General features: G+C 64.9%; 20 protein-coding genes. 5 read left to right on the forward strand and 15 right to left on the reverse strand.

Annotation, left to right across the window (positions count from 1 at the left end):
* The first annotated feature begins 149 nt into the window (after positions 1-149).
* The 3 genes from ACNJX8_RS30135 to ACNJX8_RS30145 all read left to right on the forward strand — a co-directional run bounded on the left by ACNJX8_RS30135 (position 150) and on the right by ACNJX8_RS30145 (position 1,234).
* On the forward strand, positions 150-623 hold the full coding sequence (locus tag ACNJX8_RS30135) for a hypothetical protein (protein WP_439357706.1): 474 nt from the start codon (positions 150-152) through the stop codon (positions 621-623).
* 31 nt (positions 624-654) lie between these two features.
* The gene (locus tag ACNJX8_RS30140; RefSeq protein WP_128935346.1) at positions 655-849 is read left to right on the forward strand and encodes a DUF3072 domain-containing protein; all 195 of its coding nucleotides are present in this window, start codon (positions 655-657) and stop codon (positions 847-849) included.
* Between the two features lie 88 nt (positions 850-937).
* Complete coding sequence (locus ACNJX8_RS30145) at positions 938-1,234, forward strand: DUF6496 domain-containing protein (protein WP_128935347.1); 297 nt, start codon at positions 938-940, stop codon at positions 1,232-1,234.
* A gap of 6 nt (positions 1,235-1,240) precedes the next feature.
* Here ACNJX8_RS30145 and ACNJX8_RS30150 read toward each other — a convergent pair whose 3' ends face one another.
* Together ACNJX8_RS30150 and ACNJX8_RS30155 are read right to left on the reverse strand one after the other, a co-directional pair.
* Positions 1,241-1,603 (reverse strand): hypothetical protein, encoded by a 363-nt coding sequence (locus tag ACNJX8_RS30150; protein ID WP_128935348.1) that lies wholly within the window; start codon positions 1,601-1,603, stop codon positions 1,241-1,243.
* Between the two features lie 275 nt (positions 1,604-1,878).
* The gene (locus ACNJX8_RS30155; RefSeq protein WP_439357707.1) at positions 1,879-3,420 is read right to left on the reverse strand and encodes a Do family serine endopeptidase; all 1,542 of its coding nucleotides are present in this window, start codon (positions 3,418-3,420) and stop codon (positions 1,879-1,881) included.
* 208 nt (positions 3,421-3,628) lie between these two features.
* On the opposite strand from ACNJX8_RS30155, the gene ACNJX8_RS30160 reads away from it, so the two are divergent.
* Complete coding sequence (locus ACNJX8_RS30160) at positions 3,629-4,465, forward strand: universal stress protein (protein ID WP_439357708.1); 837 nt, start codon at positions 3,629-3,631, stop codon at positions 4,463-4,465.
* 20 nt (positions 4,466-4,485) lie between these two features.
* On the opposite strand, the gene ACNJX8_RS30165 is transcribed toward ACNJX8_RS30160, so the two are convergent.
* The 9 genes from ACNJX8_RS30165 to ACNJX8_RS30205 all read right to left on the reverse strand — a co-directional run bounded on the left by ACNJX8_RS30165 (position 4,486) and on the right by ACNJX8_RS30205 (position 13,980).
* Positions 4,486-4,698, reverse strand: a complete 213-nt coding sequence (locus tag ACNJX8_RS30165) for a hypothetical protein (RefSeq protein ID WP_128935351.1) — start codon at positions 4,696-4,698, stop codon at positions 4,486-4,488.
* Between the two features lie 534 nt (positions 4,699-5,232).
* Entirely contained in the window at positions 5,233-5,970 is a 738-nt protein-coding gene (gene rpe, locus ACNJX8_RS30170; protein WP_439357709.1) for a ribulose-phosphate 3-epimerase, read from the reverse strand.
* Positions 5,967-6,899 (reverse strand): CbbX protein, encoded by a 933-nt coding sequence (cbbX, locus tag ACNJX8_RS30175; RefSeq protein WP_164934624.1) that lies wholly within the window; start codon positions 6,897-6,899, stop codon positions 5,967-5,969. Before cbbX ends, rpe begins: the two co-directional genes overlap by 4 nt.
* Before the next feature lie 99 nt (positions 6,900-6,998).
* Entirely contained in the window at positions 6,999-7,406 is a 408-nt protein-coding gene (locus tag ACNJX8_RS30180) for a ribulose bisphosphate carboxylase small subunit (RefSeq protein WP_091892515.1), read from the reverse strand.
* 10 nt (positions 7,407-7,416) lie between these two features.
* Entirely contained in the window at positions 7,417-8,877 is a 1,461-nt protein-coding gene (locus ACNJX8_RS30185; RefSeq protein WP_128935354.1) for a form I ribulose bisphosphate carboxylase large subunit, read from the reverse strand.
* Positions 8,878-8,906: 29 nt separating this feature from the next.
* Complete coding sequence (gene fba / locus ACNJX8_RS30190) at positions 8,907-9,992, reverse strand: class II fructose-bisphosphate aldolase (protein WP_439357710.1); 1,086 nt, start codon at positions 9,990-9,992, stop codon at positions 8,907-8,909.
* Between the two features lie 12 nt (positions 9,993-10,004).
* Positions 10,005-12,023 (reverse strand): transketolase, encoded by a 2,019-nt coding sequence (gene tkt / locus ACNJX8_RS30195; protein WP_439357711.1) that lies wholly within the window; start codon positions 12,021-12,023, stop codon positions 10,005-10,007.
* A gap of 31 nt (positions 12,024-12,054) precedes the next feature.
* Positions 12,055-12,930 carry a phosphoribulokinase gene (locus tag ACNJX8_RS30200; protein ID WP_439357712.1) on the reverse strand — a complete coding sequence of 292 codons (876 nt, stop codon included), beginning with the start codon at positions 12,928-12,930 and terminating at the stop codon, positions 12,055-12,057.
* 12 nt (positions 12,931-12,942) lie between these two features.
* Positions 12,943-13,980 carry a class 1 fructose-bisphosphatase gene (locus ACNJX8_RS30205; RefSeq protein WP_439357713.1) on the reverse strand — a complete coding sequence of 346 codons (1,038 nt, stop codon included), beginning with the start codon at positions 13,978-13,980 and terminating at the stop codon, positions 12,943-12,945.
* 120 nt (positions 13,981-14,100) lie between these two features.
* On the opposite strand from ACNJX8_RS30205, the gene ACNJX8_RS30210 reads away from it, so the two are divergent.
* The gene (locus ACNJX8_RS30210; RefSeq protein WP_439357714.1) at positions 14,101-15,078 is read left to right on the forward strand and encodes a LysR family transcriptional regulator; all 978 of its coding nucleotides are present in this window, start codon (positions 14,101-14,103) and stop codon (positions 15,076-15,078) included.
* A 257-nt stretch (positions 15,079-15,335) separates the two neighbouring features.
* On the opposite strand, the gene ACNJX8_RS30215 is transcribed toward ACNJX8_RS30210, so the two are convergent.
* From ACNJX8_RS30215 to ACNJX8_RS30230, 4 genes are all read right to left on the reverse strand, one after another.
* On the reverse strand, positions 15,336-15,545 hold the full coding sequence (locus ACNJX8_RS30215) for a hypothetical protein (protein WP_439357715.1): 210 nt from the start codon (positions 15,543-15,545) through the stop codon (positions 15,336-15,338).
* 138 nt (positions 15,546-15,683) lie between these two features.
* Complete coding sequence (locus ACNJX8_RS30220; RefSeq protein WP_439357716.1) at positions 15,684-16,103, reverse strand: DUF4118 domain-containing protein; 420 nt, start codon at positions 16,101-16,103, stop codon at positions 15,684-15,686.
* Between the two features lie 138 nt (positions 16,104-16,241).
* Positions 16,242-17,435, reverse strand: coding sequence for an MFS transporter (locus tag ACNJX8_RS30225; RefSeq protein WP_439357717.1), 1,194 nt, complete (start codon positions 17,433-17,435; stop codon positions 16,242-16,244).
* Between the two features lie 53 nt (positions 17,436-17,488).
* Positions 17,489-18,109 carry a TetR/AcrR family transcriptional regulator gene (locus ACNJX8_RS30230; protein ID WP_439357718.1) on the reverse strand — a complete coding sequence of 207 codons (621 nt, stop codon included), beginning with the start codon at positions 18,107-18,109 and terminating at the stop codon, positions 17,489-17,491.
* Positions 18,110-18,693: the final 584 nt, after the last annotated feature.

The raw sequence follows: 18,693 nt of genomic DNA on the forward strand, positions 1-18,693 counted from the left end.
CCCTCGCGCTCTAGGCTAGCGCCACATGGTCGGCGCGCTGATCCTCCGACAGCATCGACAATCTCCAGCCTGTCGCTTGCGCGAACGCCTTAGCTGCGTCGGATGTCAGTGATGTTAAGACAGCTTGCCGCGGAATTCGTCTTAACGAGATGATCGAGCTGCGCCCGCTTGCGCGCGATCAGGAGTTGGGCCGCAGCGTCGTCGAGGCCCTCGCGCTGCAATTGCCGGATGGCGGAGCCCAGTTCGAGAATCTACGCGCGCAATTTCAGGATCCGGTAGTTGTCCGGGTCTTCCTCCACCGCGCGGCCCCCGATGTCTCAGCGGCGGGCCAACACGCGCGCCGGCTTGTCGACATTCTTCAAGGAGCGAAGACGCATCCGGTCGCGAACGTCGGGCAGGACATCGCCGCCCCCGGCCGACTTCCATTCGTCGATAAGCAGGTTGATCTTCCGGCGCAGATTGATCTGCGCCAGAGCTTGTTCGGTGCAGTCGCAATCGCCGTTGACGAGAGCGCGCACAGACGCCTCGACATCGGCCATTTCCAGCCTCAAAGCGCTGATTTTACGCCGAATTTCATTAATTCTGTTGTCCATGGCTTGTTAGAACAAAATAAGAACATATAGTCAAGCCAGATTTCAAGGACGGAGGAGCGACATGCAGGTCCAGGCCAAATACGACGCCAGGGTTTTTCTTGGCGAGCAGATGACACGGGCGCAGGGACTGAGGCTGAAGCGGCTGAGCGAAGAGGCCTATCAGCCGGCACAATATGCGCGAGATCTGTCCTCTGCCGAGGCTGCGCGGCGCATTCAGGTGCTGGAGGCCGAGATCGAGTTGGCGAATTCGTTCTGAGCCGCCTTCACCGCCCGGAACATTGCACGCGTGCTGTCGGAACCATGCCAGTGTCGAATGGTTCTCCCTCCGCCAAGGGAGAACAGGCATGGCACGCAAGGCAAAGAAGCGCCGCTACTCGCGCAGCTCCGGCAGCGATGTCGAAAGCGAGATGCGGCGCTACAAGAAAGGTACCGCGAAGAGCGGACGTGGCGGTCGCGGCGGACGCGTGAAGAGCCGCAAGCAGGCGATCGCGATCGGGCTGTCGAAGGCCCGCAAGAAGGGCAAGAAGGTCCCGAAGAAGGCCTCGAAGCGGAAGACGTCCAAGAAGAAGACGTCCAGGAAATCTTCCAAGAAATCTTCCAAGAAATCGTCGAAGCGCAAATCCAGCAAGCGGTCGCGCTGACCTCAGTCAGATCATGCTGCCCGGCATGAAGCAGCGGATCGAAATCCCGAACGCAGTCTTCACCGGCCACACCATGGTGCGGCCGGCGCGGTTCGGCTCGGTGATCACGGCTTCATCCGGCACCTCGACCCATTGTCCGTCCAGCCGAACGCGGTAATGCCCGTTGTGCGATTCCCAATCTGGGTCGGAGACAGCAAAGCCGTCCGCATCCGAGCAGCACGGACCGAGGTGGCTGCGCAGGCTGTCGAACCATGGCTTCAGGGGCGAGTTCGCATAGCGGCCATCGTCGCGCCCGAAGGCGTTTCCAGCCGGCAGCACGAACCACGCCACGAGCAGCGTACTCATCAGCGAGAGCTTCAATCGATCCATGTCGGCACCGATCAATGTGAACCAGCGGCCAGTTCCACAAAGCGGCCGGAGGTTCGAAGGTTCCACGCTCGCGGGCCCACTCCGCGGCTGCGTTGCCGCCGAGCAGATGCCCGACCAGAAAGTGTGATGGCCGAACACGGCTTTTTCGGACGAACCGGGTCACCCTCCCTGCCGTTAACGAGAATGTTATCGGGTGACCTGTGGGAATCTTGAGTGCGAATGCGAAAGGCGGCCCAAGGGGCCGCCTTTTTGAATTGTACCGATCGAGGTTCGCCTTACGCGAGTGGCACCGCGACGAACCGGGTGGCATCCGCGCTTCTGATCTGCAACAGCACGCTGCGCTTGCCGGACGATTTGGCCTGCGCCAGCTCCGAGCGCACCTCGCCGACATTGCTGACGGCCTTGCCGCCGACATTGAGGATGACGTCACCGGTCTTGATGCCGCGCTGCGCGGCCGGCCCTTCCGGATCAACCTCGGTGACGACGACCCCCTTCTGGCCGGCGCCCTGCACATCGCCGGCCGAAGCCAGACCAAGCCCGAGGCGCGGCATGCCGGCGCCCGGCTGCACCTTGCCGTCATAGGCCTTGCCCTGAGCCTGCCGTTCGTTCGGCAGTTCGCCGAGCGCCAGCGTCACCGTCTTGCTCTCGCCCTTGTGGAAGACGTCGAGCTTGACTGAGCTGCCGGGCGCCAGGGTGGCGATGGTGCGGGCGAGATCGCGGGAATCCTTGACTGCCGTGCCGTTGACGGCGGTGATGACGTCGCCCGCCTCGATGCCGGCCTTCGCCGCCGGGCTGTCGGGTTGCGGATTGTCGACGATCGCGCCGCGCGCCTGCTTCAGTCCGAGACTATCGGCGATTTCCGACGTCACCGGCTGCACCTGCACGCCGAGCCAGCCGCGGGTGACCGCGCCCTTGTCCTTCAACTGCGCCACCACCAGTTTTGCGGTCGTGGCCGGAATGTCGAAGCCGATGCCAACCGAACCGCCGGAGGGCGAGAAGATCGCGGTGTTCACGCCGATCACGTTGCCGTTCATGTCGAAAGCGGGACCGCCGGAATTGCCCTTGTTGATCGGCGCGTCGATCTGGATGAAGTCGTCATAAGGACCATTGCCGATGTCGCGGCCGCTGGCCGAGACGATGCCGGCGGTGACGGTGCCGCCGAGCCCGAAGGGATTGCCGACCGCGACCACCCAATCGCCGATGCGCGGCTTCTGGTCGGAGAATTTGACGAACGGAAAATCCTTCTTGCCGTCGACCTTGATCAGCGCGAGATCGGTCTTCGGATCGGTGCCGACGACCTTCGCGGTGTAGGTCGTGCCGTCGTCCATGGTCACCTGCACGGACTCGGCGTGATCGACGACGTGGTTGTTGGTCACGGCATAGCCATCGGCCGAGATGAAGAAGCCCGAGCCCTCGCCCGTGATCATCTGGTGGCGCTGACGCGGCATGCCGTTCATGCCATCGGGAAAGCGGAAGCCGAACTGTCGCGAGAACTGGTCGAACGGCGAGTCTTCGTCCGAATCCATCCGGTTCTGTTGCAGCATCGCGCTCTTGTCGCTGTCCTGGTCGATTCTGACCCGCACCGAGATGACGGCGGGTTTGACCTTGGCCACGAGATCGCCAAAGCCTGGCGGGGTCGCAGGCGTTTCCGCGGCCTGGGCCGGCGCGACGAAGGAGGTCAGGCCGAATGGCGAAGCACCGGGAGCAGCCGCCAGCACGGCCGCGCCGAGCGCGGCTGCGGTGCCGAGCAGCGTGAGCCTGCGCGGCCTCAAGATCTTGCGGGACGTGGGGGTGTCGGAATTGACGCGATCGTTCATGTCGAAATGTCCATGTTGAGCAGGTGTCGCCTTGCGCGTAACATGGGCGTTGCCACCTTACGGCGTCCCGTCCAGGCGATTAAATCTTGGCAAAGGATTGGGACCGGGCCCCGCGGCGAGTTCGTCGCTGCACATTGATGCAGCTCAACGCAGGTCCTTCGTGCAGTGAAAAACTGCGTCACCGGATGATGTTCATCGGAGGCGCGCCATGTACAAAGACATTCTCGTCCACATCCCGACCGAGCGTCCGATGCGTCCCGCGATCGATGGCTCGATCTCGCTCGCGGCGCACCTCAACGCCCATCTCGACGCGGTCGCGGTCGGCTATATCGCAACCAGTGCGGCTTACGTCGTGGAGGGTGGCGCCGCCGCGGCGGCCGTGTTCGAGCTGGAACGCGAGCGCGCAATGGAGCGGGCCGAGGCCGCGCTCGCAATATTCAGGAGCGAAGCGGTGAACGCGGGCATCTCCCACGCCTGCCACCCGCTCGGCGCGATCCCGATGGATGGAGCCGGCACGCTCGGCGAGATGGCGCGACTACACGACCTCAGCATCGTGCTCCAGCCCGATCCGACGCAAGGCTCGTTCGACAACGACATGCCCGGCGAGATCCTGTTCCAGGCGGGCGGCCCGGTGCTGTTCCTGCCGTACACCTTCCGCGGGACCTTCAAGGCGAACCGGATCGGCATCTGCTGGGACGGCAGCCCCCTCGCTGCCCGCGCAATGCGCGACGCAGCCCCGTTCCTGGCCCGCGCCGAGGCAATCGTGATCATCACGATCAACGAAGCCGATGCGGCCTGCGGCGAAGCTTCAGCGACCAATCTGGCAAGACATCTCGGCCGGCGCGGGCTCTCGACCCGCACGGTCGGCCTGTCGGCCACGCGCGCCGACATCCAGCCCACGATCCTGTCTCTGGCGGCCGATGAGAGCCTCGATCTCCTGGTGATGGGCGGCTACGGCCATTCGCGATTGCAGGAGCGCTTTCTCGGCGGCGTCACCCGCGGCATGCTGGAGGCCATGACGATTCCGACGCTGATGTCGCATTGAGCCGAGCCGGCCCGCCGCTGCTACGCCGCGGCAGGTGTCTTCAATGGCCCGGCTTCAGCGACGTCCTCGCCGCCTTGTGCATTGCACGCGTCGAAATGCGCCTTGAGCTCGACTTCCGCGAGATATTCGAAATGTTCGGCCTGGCCGAGGAGCTCCCAATTCTGGAGCGGCCGATAAGCGGCCTGCTGACGACAGAGGGACGCCAGCGCCCGGTAGCGACGTACGTTCTCCATGAGACCCTCCCTCGCATTCACAGGGCTTATTGCCCCGATTTGCGTCAGGCCGATGGCGGTCATGCAAAAGTTTTGCTGCGCCCGCCGCGGCGCCGACTTCAGCTAGTTCTAGCAAATGCCCAAGGAAGCCAAAGTTCCAGTCGAAGCGGACTCTCGCTCTGAATTCCCGCCGCACCCATCAAGGGCTAGGCATAGAGGCGACGCTCGACGGTCACGCCGACGAGATCGAGATAGCTCCTCACGGCTGCCGAATTAGAGCACGAGCTGAGCGGGCCCGAGCAGTGGATCAGCTCCGCGCCAGCCATGGGCAGCATTCCAATGGAGATATTGAATGTGCATCCACGCCTCTGCAGTTATTAAACCACAGATTGTAGCGCGGCGCATTAATCGAACGCGTGCTTCGGCGCTCTTGGTTACCCTGGCATGAAGGGTGTTGCCGATTCGCGCTGGATTCTCCGTAGGACCCCGGAGAAAAATGCGCGCTATGAAGCGATCGATACCTCGGCGTAATCGCCTGGTGATGCTCTCCGTAGTCTACCGGATGCGCGCACTTTCTCCGACGCGCAGCGGCCGCGCAGCATTATCTTTCGTCTTTGGAACCCGGCCGGCCTCGGCGGCGGTGCGAATGGCCGCAATATTGGATGCGTATTCGGCGGCGCTCTTGCCGCGAAACACGGCGGACCCCGCCACGAGCGTATCGGCGCCCGCTGCAGCCACGGCAGCGGCATTGTCGCGCGTGATACCTCCATCGACCTCGAGCCGGATCGGCCGGTCGCCGATCATGGCCTTGATCCGTGCGATCTTCGCCAGCTGGGAGTCGAGGAAGGACTGGCCGCCGAAGCCGGGATTGACCGTCATTACCAGCACGAGGTCGAGGCGATCGAGCACATATTCGATCGCGCTCTCCGGCGTTGCGGGACACAGGCTAACGCCGGCTTTCCTGCCGAGCGCGCGGATCGCCTGAAGCGAACGGTCGAGATGCGGGCCGGCTTCGGCGTGCACCGTGATGACGTCCGCACCGGCCTTCGCGAACGCCTCGAGGTAAGGATCAGCAGGCGCGATCATGAGATGCACGTCGAAGACTTTCTTCGTGAGCGGCCGGATTGCCTTGATGACGTCGGCGCCGAAGCTGATGTTCGGCACAAAGTGTCCATCCATGGCGTCGCAATGGATCCAGTCGGCCCCGGCCGTATCGATCGCCGCGATCTCCTCGCCGAGACGCGCGAAATCCGCGGCCAGGATCGAAGGAGCAATGATCATCTCTCTCGTCATGATTTTGCACTCCGCGAGTCGGCGCCGCCGCTGAAGACGCGGCTCGCCAGGACGTCCATGGGATCGATGGTTTCGAGGTCGGCGACGTCGAGCATGCGATCAAGATCGGACACCAGGCGATCGGCCTGCCGCAGGCGAATGCGGTCGACGGCGTTGCGGATCGAGCGCGCATTGGAGAAGAACGGCTGGGTCCGGCGCAGCGCGATGTATTTTTCGAACGCCTCGCGCGCCGCTGCCGAGAAGCGATAGCCGCGCTCCTTCAGCATCAGCTCGGCGATGACGAGCAGCTCGGCTTCGGCATAGTCCGGAAATTCGATGTGATGCGCGATGCGCGAGCGGAAGCCGGGATTGGAGGCGAAGAAGCTCGTCATCCGCTCGCCATAGCCGGCGAGGATCACGACCAGATCCTCGCGCTGGTTCTCCATCACCTGGAGCAGGATTTCGATCGCCTCCTGGCCGTAGTCGCGCTCGTTGTCGGGGCGATGGAGATAATAGGCCTCGTCGATGAACAGCACGCCGCCCATCGCCTTCTTCAATATCTCCTTGGTCTTCGGGGCGGTATGGCCGATATACTGGCCGACGAGATCGTCGCGCGTGACCGAGATCACCTGCCCTCGTCGCACGAAGCCGAGGCCGTGCAGGATCTTGGCCATGCGCAGCGCCACCGTGGTCTTGCCGGTGCCGGGATTGCCGGTGAACGACATGTGCAGCGTCGGCGGCGCGGAGGCCAATCCAGCGCGCTGCCGAATGCGCTCGATCAACAGCAGCGAGGCGATCTGGCGCACGCGGTTCTTTACCGGCTTCAATCCGACCAGCTCCTGCTCGAGCTGTTGCAGCGTGTCGGTGATCCCAGCCGCTTCGGCCTCCTTGCGGAGATCGAAACTGGTCTCGCTGTGTTCGGTCGTCGTTGCGTGGGGCACATCGAGCATCGGCACCTCGAAGAAAAGGGCTTCGCCGCGGGGGGAGCGGCGAAGCAGTGGTCCGCCAAGGATGCGGAGCAGGGAGAGCTCCGCGCGGAAGCGGATGCCTTAAGTTGACGCGTGCGCGGCCGGTCGGCGCACGGTGGTGTAACGGATCGCGCGGCCGCCCACCTCCTGCCGCACCAGCTCGAGCTCCGCTTCCTGCTTCGGCCGGTTGACGAGGAAGGAGATGCGCACCGATTCCCAGCCGTGGCTGGAATCGAAGCCGCTGATGCGGATGTAGCGGTCGCCATACACCCTGCGGCACTCAGCGAGCTCCATCATCACGCCGGCGGCGTCCTGGAGATCGAACATCGGCAGGCCCCACATCTCCCAATAAGTGTTGCGGGGATGCGGATCGTCGGTGAACTCGATGTTCACCGCCCAGCCTTTGGCAAGGCAGTACTGCACTTGGCTGTAGATCTGGTCATCGGTCAGATCGGGCAGGTATGAAAAGCAGCCCTGGGTCAGTTTCATGTGAATCTCCTCAAACGGTTTCCAGCGCCGTCGGCACGAAGTCCGGCGTGTCGGTGGATTGATAGTTGAAGGTGACGTCCTTCCAGACTTCGAGCGCGGCCTTCAGCGGCGTGCAGGTCTCGGCCGCCTTGGCGAGGATCTCCGGCCCTTCGTGGACGTAGTCGCGGCCCTCGTTGCGGGCGAGGATCATCGCTTCCAGCGCCACGCGATTGGCGGTCGCGCCGGCCGCAATGCCCATGGGATGGCCGATGGTGCCACCGCCGAATTGCAGCACGACGTCTTCACCCAAGAGGTCGAGCAGCTGGTGCATCTGCCCGGCATGGATGCCGCCGGAGGCGACCGGCATCATCTTGTTCAGGCTCGCCCAGGACTGGTCGAAGAAGATGCCGTGTTCTAGCTTCGTCGGGTTAAAATCTTCGCGGCAGACGTCGTAATAGCCGCGCGTGGTGTTCGGATCGCCCTCGAGCTTGCCGACCACGGTGCCAGCATGGATGTGGTCGACGCCGGCGAGCCGCATCCACTTGGCGATGACGCGGAACGACACGCCGTGGCTCTTCTGCCGCGTATAGGTCGAGTGGCCGGCGCGATGGAGATGCAGGATCATGTCGTTGCGCCGCGCCCACTTCGCCATGGACTGGATCGCGGTGTAGCCGATCACGAGGTCGATCATGACCACGACCGAGCCGAGCTCCTTGGCGAACTCAGCGCGCTCGTACATGTCCTCCATGGTGGCCGCGGTGATGTTGAGATAGGTGCCCTTGACCTCGCCCGAGGCCGCCTGCGCGCGGTTGACGCCCTCCATGCAATAGAGGAAGCGGTCACGCCAGTGCATGAAGGGCTGCGAGTTGATGTTCTCGTCATCCTTGGTGAAGTCGAGCCCGCCCTTCAGCGCCTCGTAGACTACGCGGCCGTAGTTGCGCCCCGAAAGACCGAGCTTGGGCTTGATGGTCGCACCCAGCAAAGGGCGGCCGAACTTGTCGAGCCGTTCACGCTCGACCACGATGCCGGTCGCCGGTCCCTGGAACGTCTTCACATAGGCGACCGGGAAGCGCATGTCCTCCAGACGCAGCGCCTTGAGCGGCTTGAAGCCGAACACGTTGCCGATGATCGAGGCCGAGAGGTTGGCGATCGAGCCTGGCTCGAACAGGTCGAGGTCATAGGCGATATAGGCGAAGTAAGAGCCGGGCGAGCCGGGGACCGGATCGACGCGGTAGCACTTGGCGCGGTATTTCTCTGCCGCGGTTAACCGATCGGTCCACACCACGGTCCAGGTCGCGGTTGAGGATTCACCGGCGACCGCAGCCGACGCCTCGATCGGGTCGACCCCCTCCTGCGGGGTGACACGAAACAGCGCGATGACGTCGGTGTCCTTTGGCGTGTAATCGGGCTCCCAATAGCCCATACGCTTATATTCCATCACGCCCGAGCGATATCGTTCCTTGCCGCGAACGGTTCCTGCGTGTGCGTTCATGACTCTCTCCTGCTCTTCTCTCTGAATGACTAGGCAGCGACCGGTTCGCGGGCGTCGATGCGCGGATCAAGTTCGCCGGCGCGATAGCGCCGCGCCATCTCGCTCATCGGGACGACCTTGATCTTGCTGGCGTGGCCTGCCGTCCCGAACTGCTCGAAGCGCTCGCGGCAAAGCTCGCGCATCGCATCCATCGCCGGCTTGAGGAACTTTCGTGGATCGAACTCGGAGCGCGTTTGCGCGGCGACCTTGCGGAATACCGCAGTCATCGCAAGACGGCAGTCAGTATCGATATTGACCTTGCGCACGCCGCTTCGGATGCCGCGCACGATCTCCTCGACCGGCACGCCCCAGGTCTGCGGCATCTCGCCGCCGAACTGGTTGAACATGTCCTGCAGCGGCTGCGGCACCGAGGACGAACCGTGCATGACGAGATGCGTGTTCGGCAGCCGGCGATGAATCTCCTCGACCACCCGCATCGCCAGGATGTCGCCATCCGGCTTGCGGCTGAACTTGTAGGCGCCGTGCGAGGTGCCCATCGCGATCGCCAGGGCATCGACCTTCGTCGCGCGGACAAAATCGACGGCTTGGTCCGGATCGGTCAGCAGCTGGTCGTGGCTGATCTTGCCCTCGACGCCGTGACCATCCTCCTGCTCGCCGCCGCCATGCTCGAGCGAGCCGAGCACGCCGAGTTCGCCTTCGACGGATGCGCCGACCCAATGGGCGAGGTCGACGACACGGCGCGTGATCGCGACATTGTAGTCATAATCGGCCGCCGTCTTGGCGTCGGCCTTGAGCGAGCCGTCCATCATGACCGACGTGAAGCCATGGGCTATGGCGGAGGCGCAGGTCGCCTCGTCATTGCCGTGGTCCTGGTGCATGCAGAGCGGAATGTCGGGATAGGTCCGCTCCAGCGCATCGATCATGTGCGAGAGCATGAGATCGCCGGCATAGCTGCGCGCACCGCGCGAGGCCTGCATGATGACCGGCGCATCGACCTCGGCCGCCGCCTGCATGATCGCGATGCCCTGCTCCATGTTGTTGATGTTGAACGCCGGCACCGCGTAGCCGTGGCTGGCGGCGTGATCGAGCAATTGACGAAGGGTGATACGAGCCACGATTAATCCTCCTTATTGTTTCTTCCGGGCGATCGCCCGCCGGGCGGCTTCCGCAATGCTTTGCGGTGTGATGCCGAACTCGCGGTACAGCACGGGCGCCGGCGCCGAGGCGCCGAAGCCGCGCATGCCGACGAACTCGCCCTCAGTGCCGATCCAGCGCGGCCAGTCACCCGCTACGGCCGCCTCGATGCCGACACGCGGTGCAGTACCGAGCACCGTGGCGCGGTAGTCGTCCGGCTGCTCCTCGAACAGAGCGAAGCAGGGTGCAGAGACGACGGCTGCGCGGATGTGCTCGGTCGCGAGCAGGCGGGCCGCCTCCAGCGCGATCGACACTTCCGAGCCGGTCGCGATCAACGTCACGTCGCGGCCGCCGTCAGGGGAGACGACGAGATATGCGCCGCGCGCGACGCGATTTCTGCCGCGGACATCGCTGCGGAAGGTCGGCAAGGCCTGACGCGACAAGCACAACACGGACGGACGGCTCTCGGAGGTGAGTGCGCAATCCCAGGCTTCCAGCGTCTCCACCGCATCGGCGGGGCGGAACACCAGAAGGTTCGGGATCACCCGCAGTGCGGCGACATGCTCGACCGGCTGGTGCGTCGGGCCGTCCTCGCCGAGGCCGATGGAGTCGTGAGTCATCACATGGATCACGCGCAGCCGCATCAAGGCCGCAAGGCGAATCGCCGGCCGGCTGTAGTCGGAGAAGGCGAGGAAGGTGCCGCCATAGGGGATGAAGCCACCATGCAGCGCGAGGCCATTCATCGCGGCAGCCATGCCGTGCTCGCGAATGCCGTAGTGGATGTAGTCGCCGGCGAACGCCCCGCGTGTGACGGGAGCCTGCACCTTGGCATGCGTGAGGTTCGAATGCGTGAGGTCGGCGGAGCCGCCGACCAAGCCCGGAATCGCCCCGGCGATGCCGTCGAGCACCTGTTGCGAGGCCTGGCGCGTTGCGATCTTCGGACGCTCGCTGGCGAAGCGCTCGCGCAACTTCGCCGCAGCCAGCGCATAGGCGCCCGGCAAGGCGACGGCCTTACCCTCGACGAACAGGTCGCGCTGCTCGGGCGTCGCACGTTCATAGCGATCGAGCCAGGCGAGACGGGCGACCTGCCCGCGCTGTCCGATCATCCGCCACGCCTTCGAGATCGGGAGCGGCACCACGAAAGGCTGATAGTCCCAGCCCAACGCCCGCCGCGCGGCCGCGGTCTGCTCAGTGCCGAGCGGCGCACCATGCGCCTTCTCGGTGCCCTGTCTATCAGGCGCGCCATAGCCGATGATGGTGCGGCAGGCGATCAGCGACGGTTTTGTGGTCTCACGCTCCTCCGCGATCGCCTGTGCAATGGCTTCGGGATCGTGTCCATCGACACGGCGCACCGACCAGCCGGAGGCGGCGAAGCGGGCGAGCTGGTCGTCGGAGGTCGCGAGCGAGGTCGGCCCGTCGATGGAAATGCCGTTGTCGTCGAAAAGCACGATCAGACGCGCTAGCTGGAGATGACCGGCGAGCGAGATCGCCTCCTGGCTGATACCCTCCATCAGGCAGCCGTCACCGGCGATCACATAGGTGAAGTGATCGACGAGGCCGTCGCCATGCCGCGCATTGGCCATGCGTTCGGCGAGCGCCATGCCGACCGCCGTCGCAATCCCCTGCCCCAGCGGTCCAGTCGTGGTCTCGACGCCCGGCGTGTGGCCGCATTCCGGATGGCCCGGCGTCTTGGAGCCCCATTGCCGGAACGCCTTGATGTCGTCGAGGCTGACATCGCCGCCGGTCAGATGCAGCAGCGCATAGAGCAGCATCGAGCCGTGGCCCGCCGACAGCACGAAGCGGTCGCGGTCGGGCCAGTTGGGATGGGCCGAGTCGAATTTGAGGAAGCGCGAGAACAGCACGGTCGCGACGTCGGCCATGCCCATGGGCAGGCCGGGATGGCCCGACTGCGAGGTCTCGATGGCGTCCACCGCGAGGAAGCGGACGGCGTTGGCGAGATCGTTATGCGTGACCGCCGTAAGGTCGGCTTCGGCATGAACCGAGATATTCATCGGATCCTCCCGTTGTTGTCGTTGCTGTGCATCACTTCAGGCTCCGCTTGCGCTCGATCAGCTGCATGATCAGCGGCGTCAGGATGAGTTGCATCGCGAGATCGAGCTTGGCTCCGGGGCAGACGATCGAATTGGCGCGCGACATCCAGCTTTGCGGCAGCATCGAGAGCAGATAGGGGAAGTCGATCCCGCGTGGGTTCTTGAAGCGGATCACGACCATCGATTCGTCCGGCGTCGGGATCCAGCGTGCGATGAACGGATTGGAGGTGTCCACCGTTGGCACGCGCTGGAAGTTGATGTCGGTCTCGGTGAATTGCGGGCAGATGTAGTGGATGTAGTCGGGCATCCGCCGCAGGATGGTGTCGGTGACGGCCTCGGTCGAATAGCCGCGCGCGCTGCGATCACGGTGCAGCTTCTGGATCCATTCGAGATTGATCACGGGCACGACGCCGATCTTGAGATCCGCATAGCCCGCGACGTTGACCTTGTCGGTGACGACGGCGCCGTGCAGGCCCTCGTAGAACAGCAGGTCCGAACTCTCCGGCAGCCGCTTCCACTCGGTGAAGGTGCCGGGTGCCGCGCCATGCAGCGCGGATTCCTCGGCGTCGTGGACGTAATGCCGCGTCACCGCCGTGCCGGTCTCGCCGTAGTCGCGGAACGCGCGCTCCAGCTCCTCGAACAGATTGGTCTCAGGGCTGAAATGGCTGAAGTGCTTGTTGCCGCGCTCGGCCTCCTTCGCCATCTGCGCGCGCATCTCGGCGCGGTCGTAGCGATGGAACGCGTCGCCCTCGATGTAGACGGCGTTGACCTTCTCGCGGAAAAATATCTGCTCGAAGGTCTTCTTGACCGAGGTAGTGCCGGCGCCGGAGGAGCCGGTGATCGAGATGATCGGATGCTTCCTGGACATGGGACGCCTCGCTCAGAGCCGGAAGAATCCGCGCCGCGCGAACAGCGGTGCGGAGACGCTGGCAACCAACAGGGGATCGCAATGCAATTCCTCGACCCGCCGCACCTCGTTGCTCGAGCCCATGATCAGCGGCACGCGCTGATGCAGGCTTTGCGCAGACAGCTCGAGGATGCGCTCGCGCCCGGTCGTGGCCGAGCCGCCGGCCTGCTCGATGATCATCGCCATCGGGTGCGCCTCGTAGGTGAGGCGCAGGCGGCCGTCGCCATAGCCGGGTCGCGCGTCCGAGGGATAGAGGAACACACCGCCGCGGGTGAGAATGCGATAGGCCTCCGCGACCAGCGAGCCGATCCAGCGCATGTTGAAATCGTGGTTGGCGGGCCCTTCGACACCGGCGAGGCATTCGTCGATGAAGGCGCGCACCGGCGCATCCCAGTGCCGGCGATTGGACGCGTTGATCGCGAACTCCTCGCAAGCCTCGGAGATCTGCACGCCGCTGCGCGCGAGGCGGAAGCAGCCCGCCTTACGGTCAAGCGTGAAGATGTCGACGCCGTCGCCGAGCGTCAGCACCAGCGAGGTCTGCGGGCCGTAGGTGACGAAGCCCGCCGCAAGCTGCGCCGAGCCGCGCTGACGGAAGGCGAGTGAGAGATCATCGGGTGCCGGCAGGATCGAGAAGATCGTGCCGACGGTCATGTTGATGTCGATGTTGGAGGAGCCGTCGAGCGGATCGATCGCGACGCAGATGCGGCCTTCGCGGTCGACGATCTGGGCCTCGCGCATCTCCTCCGACGCCAGCGCCGCGATCGGCAGCCTGACGAGGCAGCGGCGCAGGATCGCATCGGCCTGGACGTCGAGATCGCGCTGGACATCGCCGTCGCTGTTGCGGCCCGTCGTCAGGCCCGAGGCGTCGGCGAGATCGCCGGAGGCGATGAGATCGGCGATCTCGACCGCTGCTGCCGCGATGGCATCGACTGCGGCCGCCACGGCGAGCGCATGCGGTGCGGTCTCTGAGTACCGTTGAAGGTGGTCGTCCAGCCTGAGTTGCCCGGTCATCTGCGTCCATCCCCTTGCTGGCGCCGCATCCATTTCCCTCCCCCTTGGAGGGTCGATGCGGTCCGTCCCAGCACGACGAGATTGACAGGGCCGGCTTAATAAGGAAAATTTCTATTCATAATGAGCCCCAAAGAATTTTCTTATAATGGCCCCGGCCATGCGGCGGCCCAGCTCCGGCATCTGACGATCCGGCAGCTGCGCTCGCTCGCGGCGCTTTCGGCCAAGGGCAGCGTGACGGCGGCGTCCAGCCATCTCGGGCTGACGCAGCCCGCCGTGACCCAGCAGCTCCGGCAGCTTCAGGACCTCGCCGGCCTGCCGCTGGTGCAGCGGACCGGTGACGGCATGCTGCTGACGGAGGCTGGCAAGGAGGTGCTGGCGCTGGCCGAACGGGTCGAGGCCGCGATCATGGACTGCCAGGGCTCGCTCGACCTGCTGGCGGGGCGGACCGGCGGCACGGTGCAGCTCGGCGCGGTCTCGACCGCAAAATATTTCGTGCCGCACGCGATCGCGGCATTCTCGAAGCGCTATCCCAAGATCGAGATCAAGCTCACCATCGGCAACCGCGAGGAGATCCGCGAGGCCATGCACGGCTACGACCTCGATTTCGCCGTGATGGGTCGGCCACCGGCCGACGTCACGGTCGACGTCCGTCAGCTCGGGCGCAATCCGCACATCATCGTCGCGCGCAAGGGACATTGGCTGGAGAAGGATTCCGGCCTCAACCTGACCGACCTCGTGCACGAGACCTTCCTCACCCGCGAGCCGGGCTCGGGCACGCGGACGCTGATGGAAGGCATGTTCCAGAAGTCGGATCTCGAGCCGATCATCGGCATGGAGATGAGCAGCAACGAGACCATCAAGCAGGCGGTGATCGCCGGGCTCGGCATCGCCTTCATCTCGGCGCACACCGTGGCGCATGAGCTCGCCGAGGGCCGGCTCATCGTGCTCGACGTCGCCGGCCTGCCGATCGTCCGGCAATGGTATGTGATCCGCCGCAGCGACAAGGTGCTGCTGCCGCCGGCGCAGGCGATGTTCGATTTTCTGGGTTCGGAAGGCTCGAACTATCTGCCCGAGGTGCCCGAACTCGGCGGGCGATAGGCAGCCGAAGCTCAGCTCATCAGCTTCATGGCGATCGTCGCGATCAGGACCACGATGATCTGGAGCAGGCGCTCCGTCGTGAAGATGCGGTTGAAGGTGATCATCGCTTGCCCCGGCCGACGTGAAGGATCTCGTTGAGCCGTTGCTAGCACAGGCGCGCGCCGAGACAACTCCGAAATCGCCGCGTGGTGTCCCGTGCACGATCCGACGATCGCACCTTCGGCAAGATGGACCGAGGCCGCGCCGATGGTTAACGATCAGGCCGCGAGTGGGGCCGCGTGGTCCGCGCGGGCCGCGAAATAGGCTTCCAGCTCCGACAGCGCCCGCGCTTCCCAATCCCTCGCCTGCTCCAGCAGCGACCAGCTCTGGCCCGGGCGGAATGCTGCGGTCTGGCGATAGAGCGATGCGATGCCGCGGTAGCGGCGCACGTTCTCCAAGATGGCGTGCCCGGTTATTTGGCTGTTCATGTCCGAAAACTCCCTCGTCATTCCCGCGGGAGAAACTGCGGCCAAATCTTTTTCGAAAAGTTAGCGGCGCGCGGCAAGCTCGCGGATGGTTGCCGAACTGTTGCGCGCGCGCAACGCGTATGGTCGTGCAAAGCCGACTTATTGCGGATTCGTTGCCGCGCTCTCGCCCGGGCGCTGCAGCCCGCCGCGGCTGACGATCGCCATCGTCTCGCGGCAGAGATCGGCGAGGCCGATCAGCAGCACGGCCAGCAGGCAGAACAGGTTGATGGAATCGGTGTTCGCGCTGGTCAGCGCATTGAACTCGAAGAAGGGCGGCATGAACGCCCACCACACCAGGGGAATGGTCAGCAGCGTGGCGAGGGTCGCCGCCGGCACGCCTGCGACAAGCCCGAGCACGAAAAGGCCGGGCAAGAACGCCGCGAAATAGAGTTTTGCGCCTAGCGCAACACAAATCCCCTGAAGCAGCGCCGACATCGCGACGGCCACGAATCCGAGCAGAAACGCCTGCCACGACCATGGCCGTACCTGCGGTACGCCAAACAGCCCCGTACGCCTCATCAGCCTCCCCCTGCCGCCTGTTAACCAGGTCCGCTTGCGACCAAAGTACTACAGCGGCGGCCGGACCGCGAGCCGGAAATTGCGGGCTCGCGGCGTTGGTAAACGGGCCGTATCGCACCATTCCGGCCATGCCGGCGGCTACTCGGTGGCCGCATAGACCAAGCCGGCCACCGGCAGGGCAAGGCCAATGGCCGATGCGAGCGTCCAGCCGCCTTGCGCGAAGGCGAAGGCGCCGAGCGCGGAGCCGGCGGCGCCGGCGGCGAAGAACGTCGCCATGTAGAGGCCGTTGAGGCGGCTGCGGTGCTCGTGCCCGAGCAGGAAAATGGCGCGGAAGCCGAGCACGACGTTGCCCTGCACGCCGATGTCGATGGCGATCGCGGCCACGACCAGGCAGGCGAGGTTCAGCGCCGATCCGGCCGCGCCGACATGCGTGATCAGGAATCCGACGGCCGCGAGCAGCATCGCGATCAGCGTCGCGATGCGGCTATGGCCGCGATCGGCGAGCCGTCCTGCGATCGGCGCCGCGAACACGCCGGCGACGCCGGCGAGCGCGAACAGCGCGATGCCGCGTTGGGTGAAGCCGAACGCGCCCGCGAGCTGGAGCGGCGCCACCGTCCAGAACAGCGTGAAGCAGCCGAACAGGCTCGCCTGGTAAAGCGCGCGGCGGCGCAGCAGCGGCGTCGTGCGCACCAGCTGCGGCATCGACAGCAGCAACGCGCCATAATGCATCCGCGCGACCGGCTTGCGCTGCGGCAACGTCACCCAGAGCACGGCTGCGAGCACGATCATCAGCCCGGCCGAGCCGAAGAACACTGCGTGCCACGACAGCGCCGCCGTGACGAAGCTCGACACCGGGCGCGCCAGCATGATGCCGAGCATCAGGCCGGTCGAAACGTTGCCGACGACGCGGCCGCGGATGGCCTCGGGCGCCAGATGCGCGGCATAGGGAATGATGATCTGCACCGCAACCGAGCCGAGCCCGATGAACAGCGCGGCGATCAGGAACGGCAGCGCGTGGGTCGCGAACGCCGCGGCAAGCAGCGCCGCCGCGCCGAGCGCGATCACCGAGCAGATCAGCGAGCGGTTCTCGACGAGGTCGCCGAGCGGCACGATGAAGAGAAGCCCCACGCCATAGCCGATCTGCGTCATGGTGACGATCAGCCCGGCGGCGGCATGCGACAGGCCGAGCGCGGCGCTGATCGGCGCGATCAGCGGCTGGGCATAATAGATGTTGGCGGCGACCATGCCACAGGCCGCGGCAAGCACGAAGGTCAGGCGCTGCGACACCGCGTCCGGTCCGGGCGCGGTCTCGATCGTGGCATTCATCGTCATTCACATGGTCCCCCAGGATTAGGGAATGATTATTCCCTAATATGACAAAAAATTCAGGCGAGCAGCTTCATCGCGACGGCGACCAGACGCATCCCGTCGAGCGGCAGGCGCGCCTTGCCGACGACGCGCATGCCCTGCGTGATGCAGATCATCAGCCGCGCGGTGTCGTCGGCGGCGACATGGCGGGGAATTGAGCCATCGGTCTGCCCCTTGCGAATGAGGCCGGCGATGAAGCTTTCGTTTGTCTTGAGCTGCGCATTGACGCGGGCGCCGACCACCGGATCGAGCGCGGACAGTTCGACCGCGCTGCCGACGACAAGGCAGCCGCGCCGCCCCTCGGTGCCCTGGGAATGCTCGACATAGGACAGGAGCACGTTGCGGATTTGCTCGCGGCCGTTCGCGCCGCGCGCCGCAGCGCTGTGCGTCTGCTCCTGGCGCAGCGTGGTGTAGCGTTCGAAGGCGGCCAGGAACACGGCATGCTTGTCGCGAAACGCCTTGTAGACGCTCCCGGTCGCCAGCCGCATCGCCGCGGTGAGGTCGCCGATCGAGGTGGCATGATAACCGCGCTCGCGAAACACGCGCACGGCCCTGTCGAGCGCGGTATCCATGTCGAACTCCCGGGGGCGGCCGGGCGGACGGGCGGCAGACTGAGATCGGCGGGCAGCTTTTTGCATCGCGGCATGATAGGGAATGAACGTTTCCGAATAAAGACACTTGGTTGTGAACGCTACTTTAGCATTGTCATTGCGAGCGCAGCGAAGCAATCCAGAATCTTTCCGCGGAAAGACTCTGGATTGCTTCGTCGCAAGGGCTCCTCGCAATGACGGAGCAAGGGGCAATGGCGTCGTTCTCCAATTCGCATCTGCGTTGCAGACACGCCTTCGCATCCTCGCGGCGCGTTTCGCCCGAGCTTTGCTTGATCTCTCCCCCCTCTAAAGCCAAGAGGGCGCAGGGAAGGCCGGGTGCCGGCGGCACCCGCGGTCCGCTGCGCGAAAAGCACACGCAGAGAAGACCGCACAGCAGCATACAGGTGAAGCCCAACACACGGCCTTCCCTGCGCAGTGGTTTGACGGCTTATGCCGCGCTCTCCCGGGAGCCGAGTTCCTTCTGGCCTCCCTCACCCCGGCGAAAGTCACGGACACCGCGCCGGTTGACGCCAATGCCGCATCCGCCAGGGCTTGACCGTAGCAACGACGACCAGGACCACACGGTTTTGCCGTACGCGCGGTTCGCCTGCGCCACAGGGTTCGACGGCGTT

The sequence above is a fragment of the Bradyrhizobium sp. SPXBL-04 genome (genome assembly GCF_051853035.1).
Lineage (GTDB): Bacteria > Pseudomonadota > Alphaproteobacteria > Rhizobiales > Xanthobacteraceae > Bradyrhizobium > Bradyrhizobium zhanjiangense.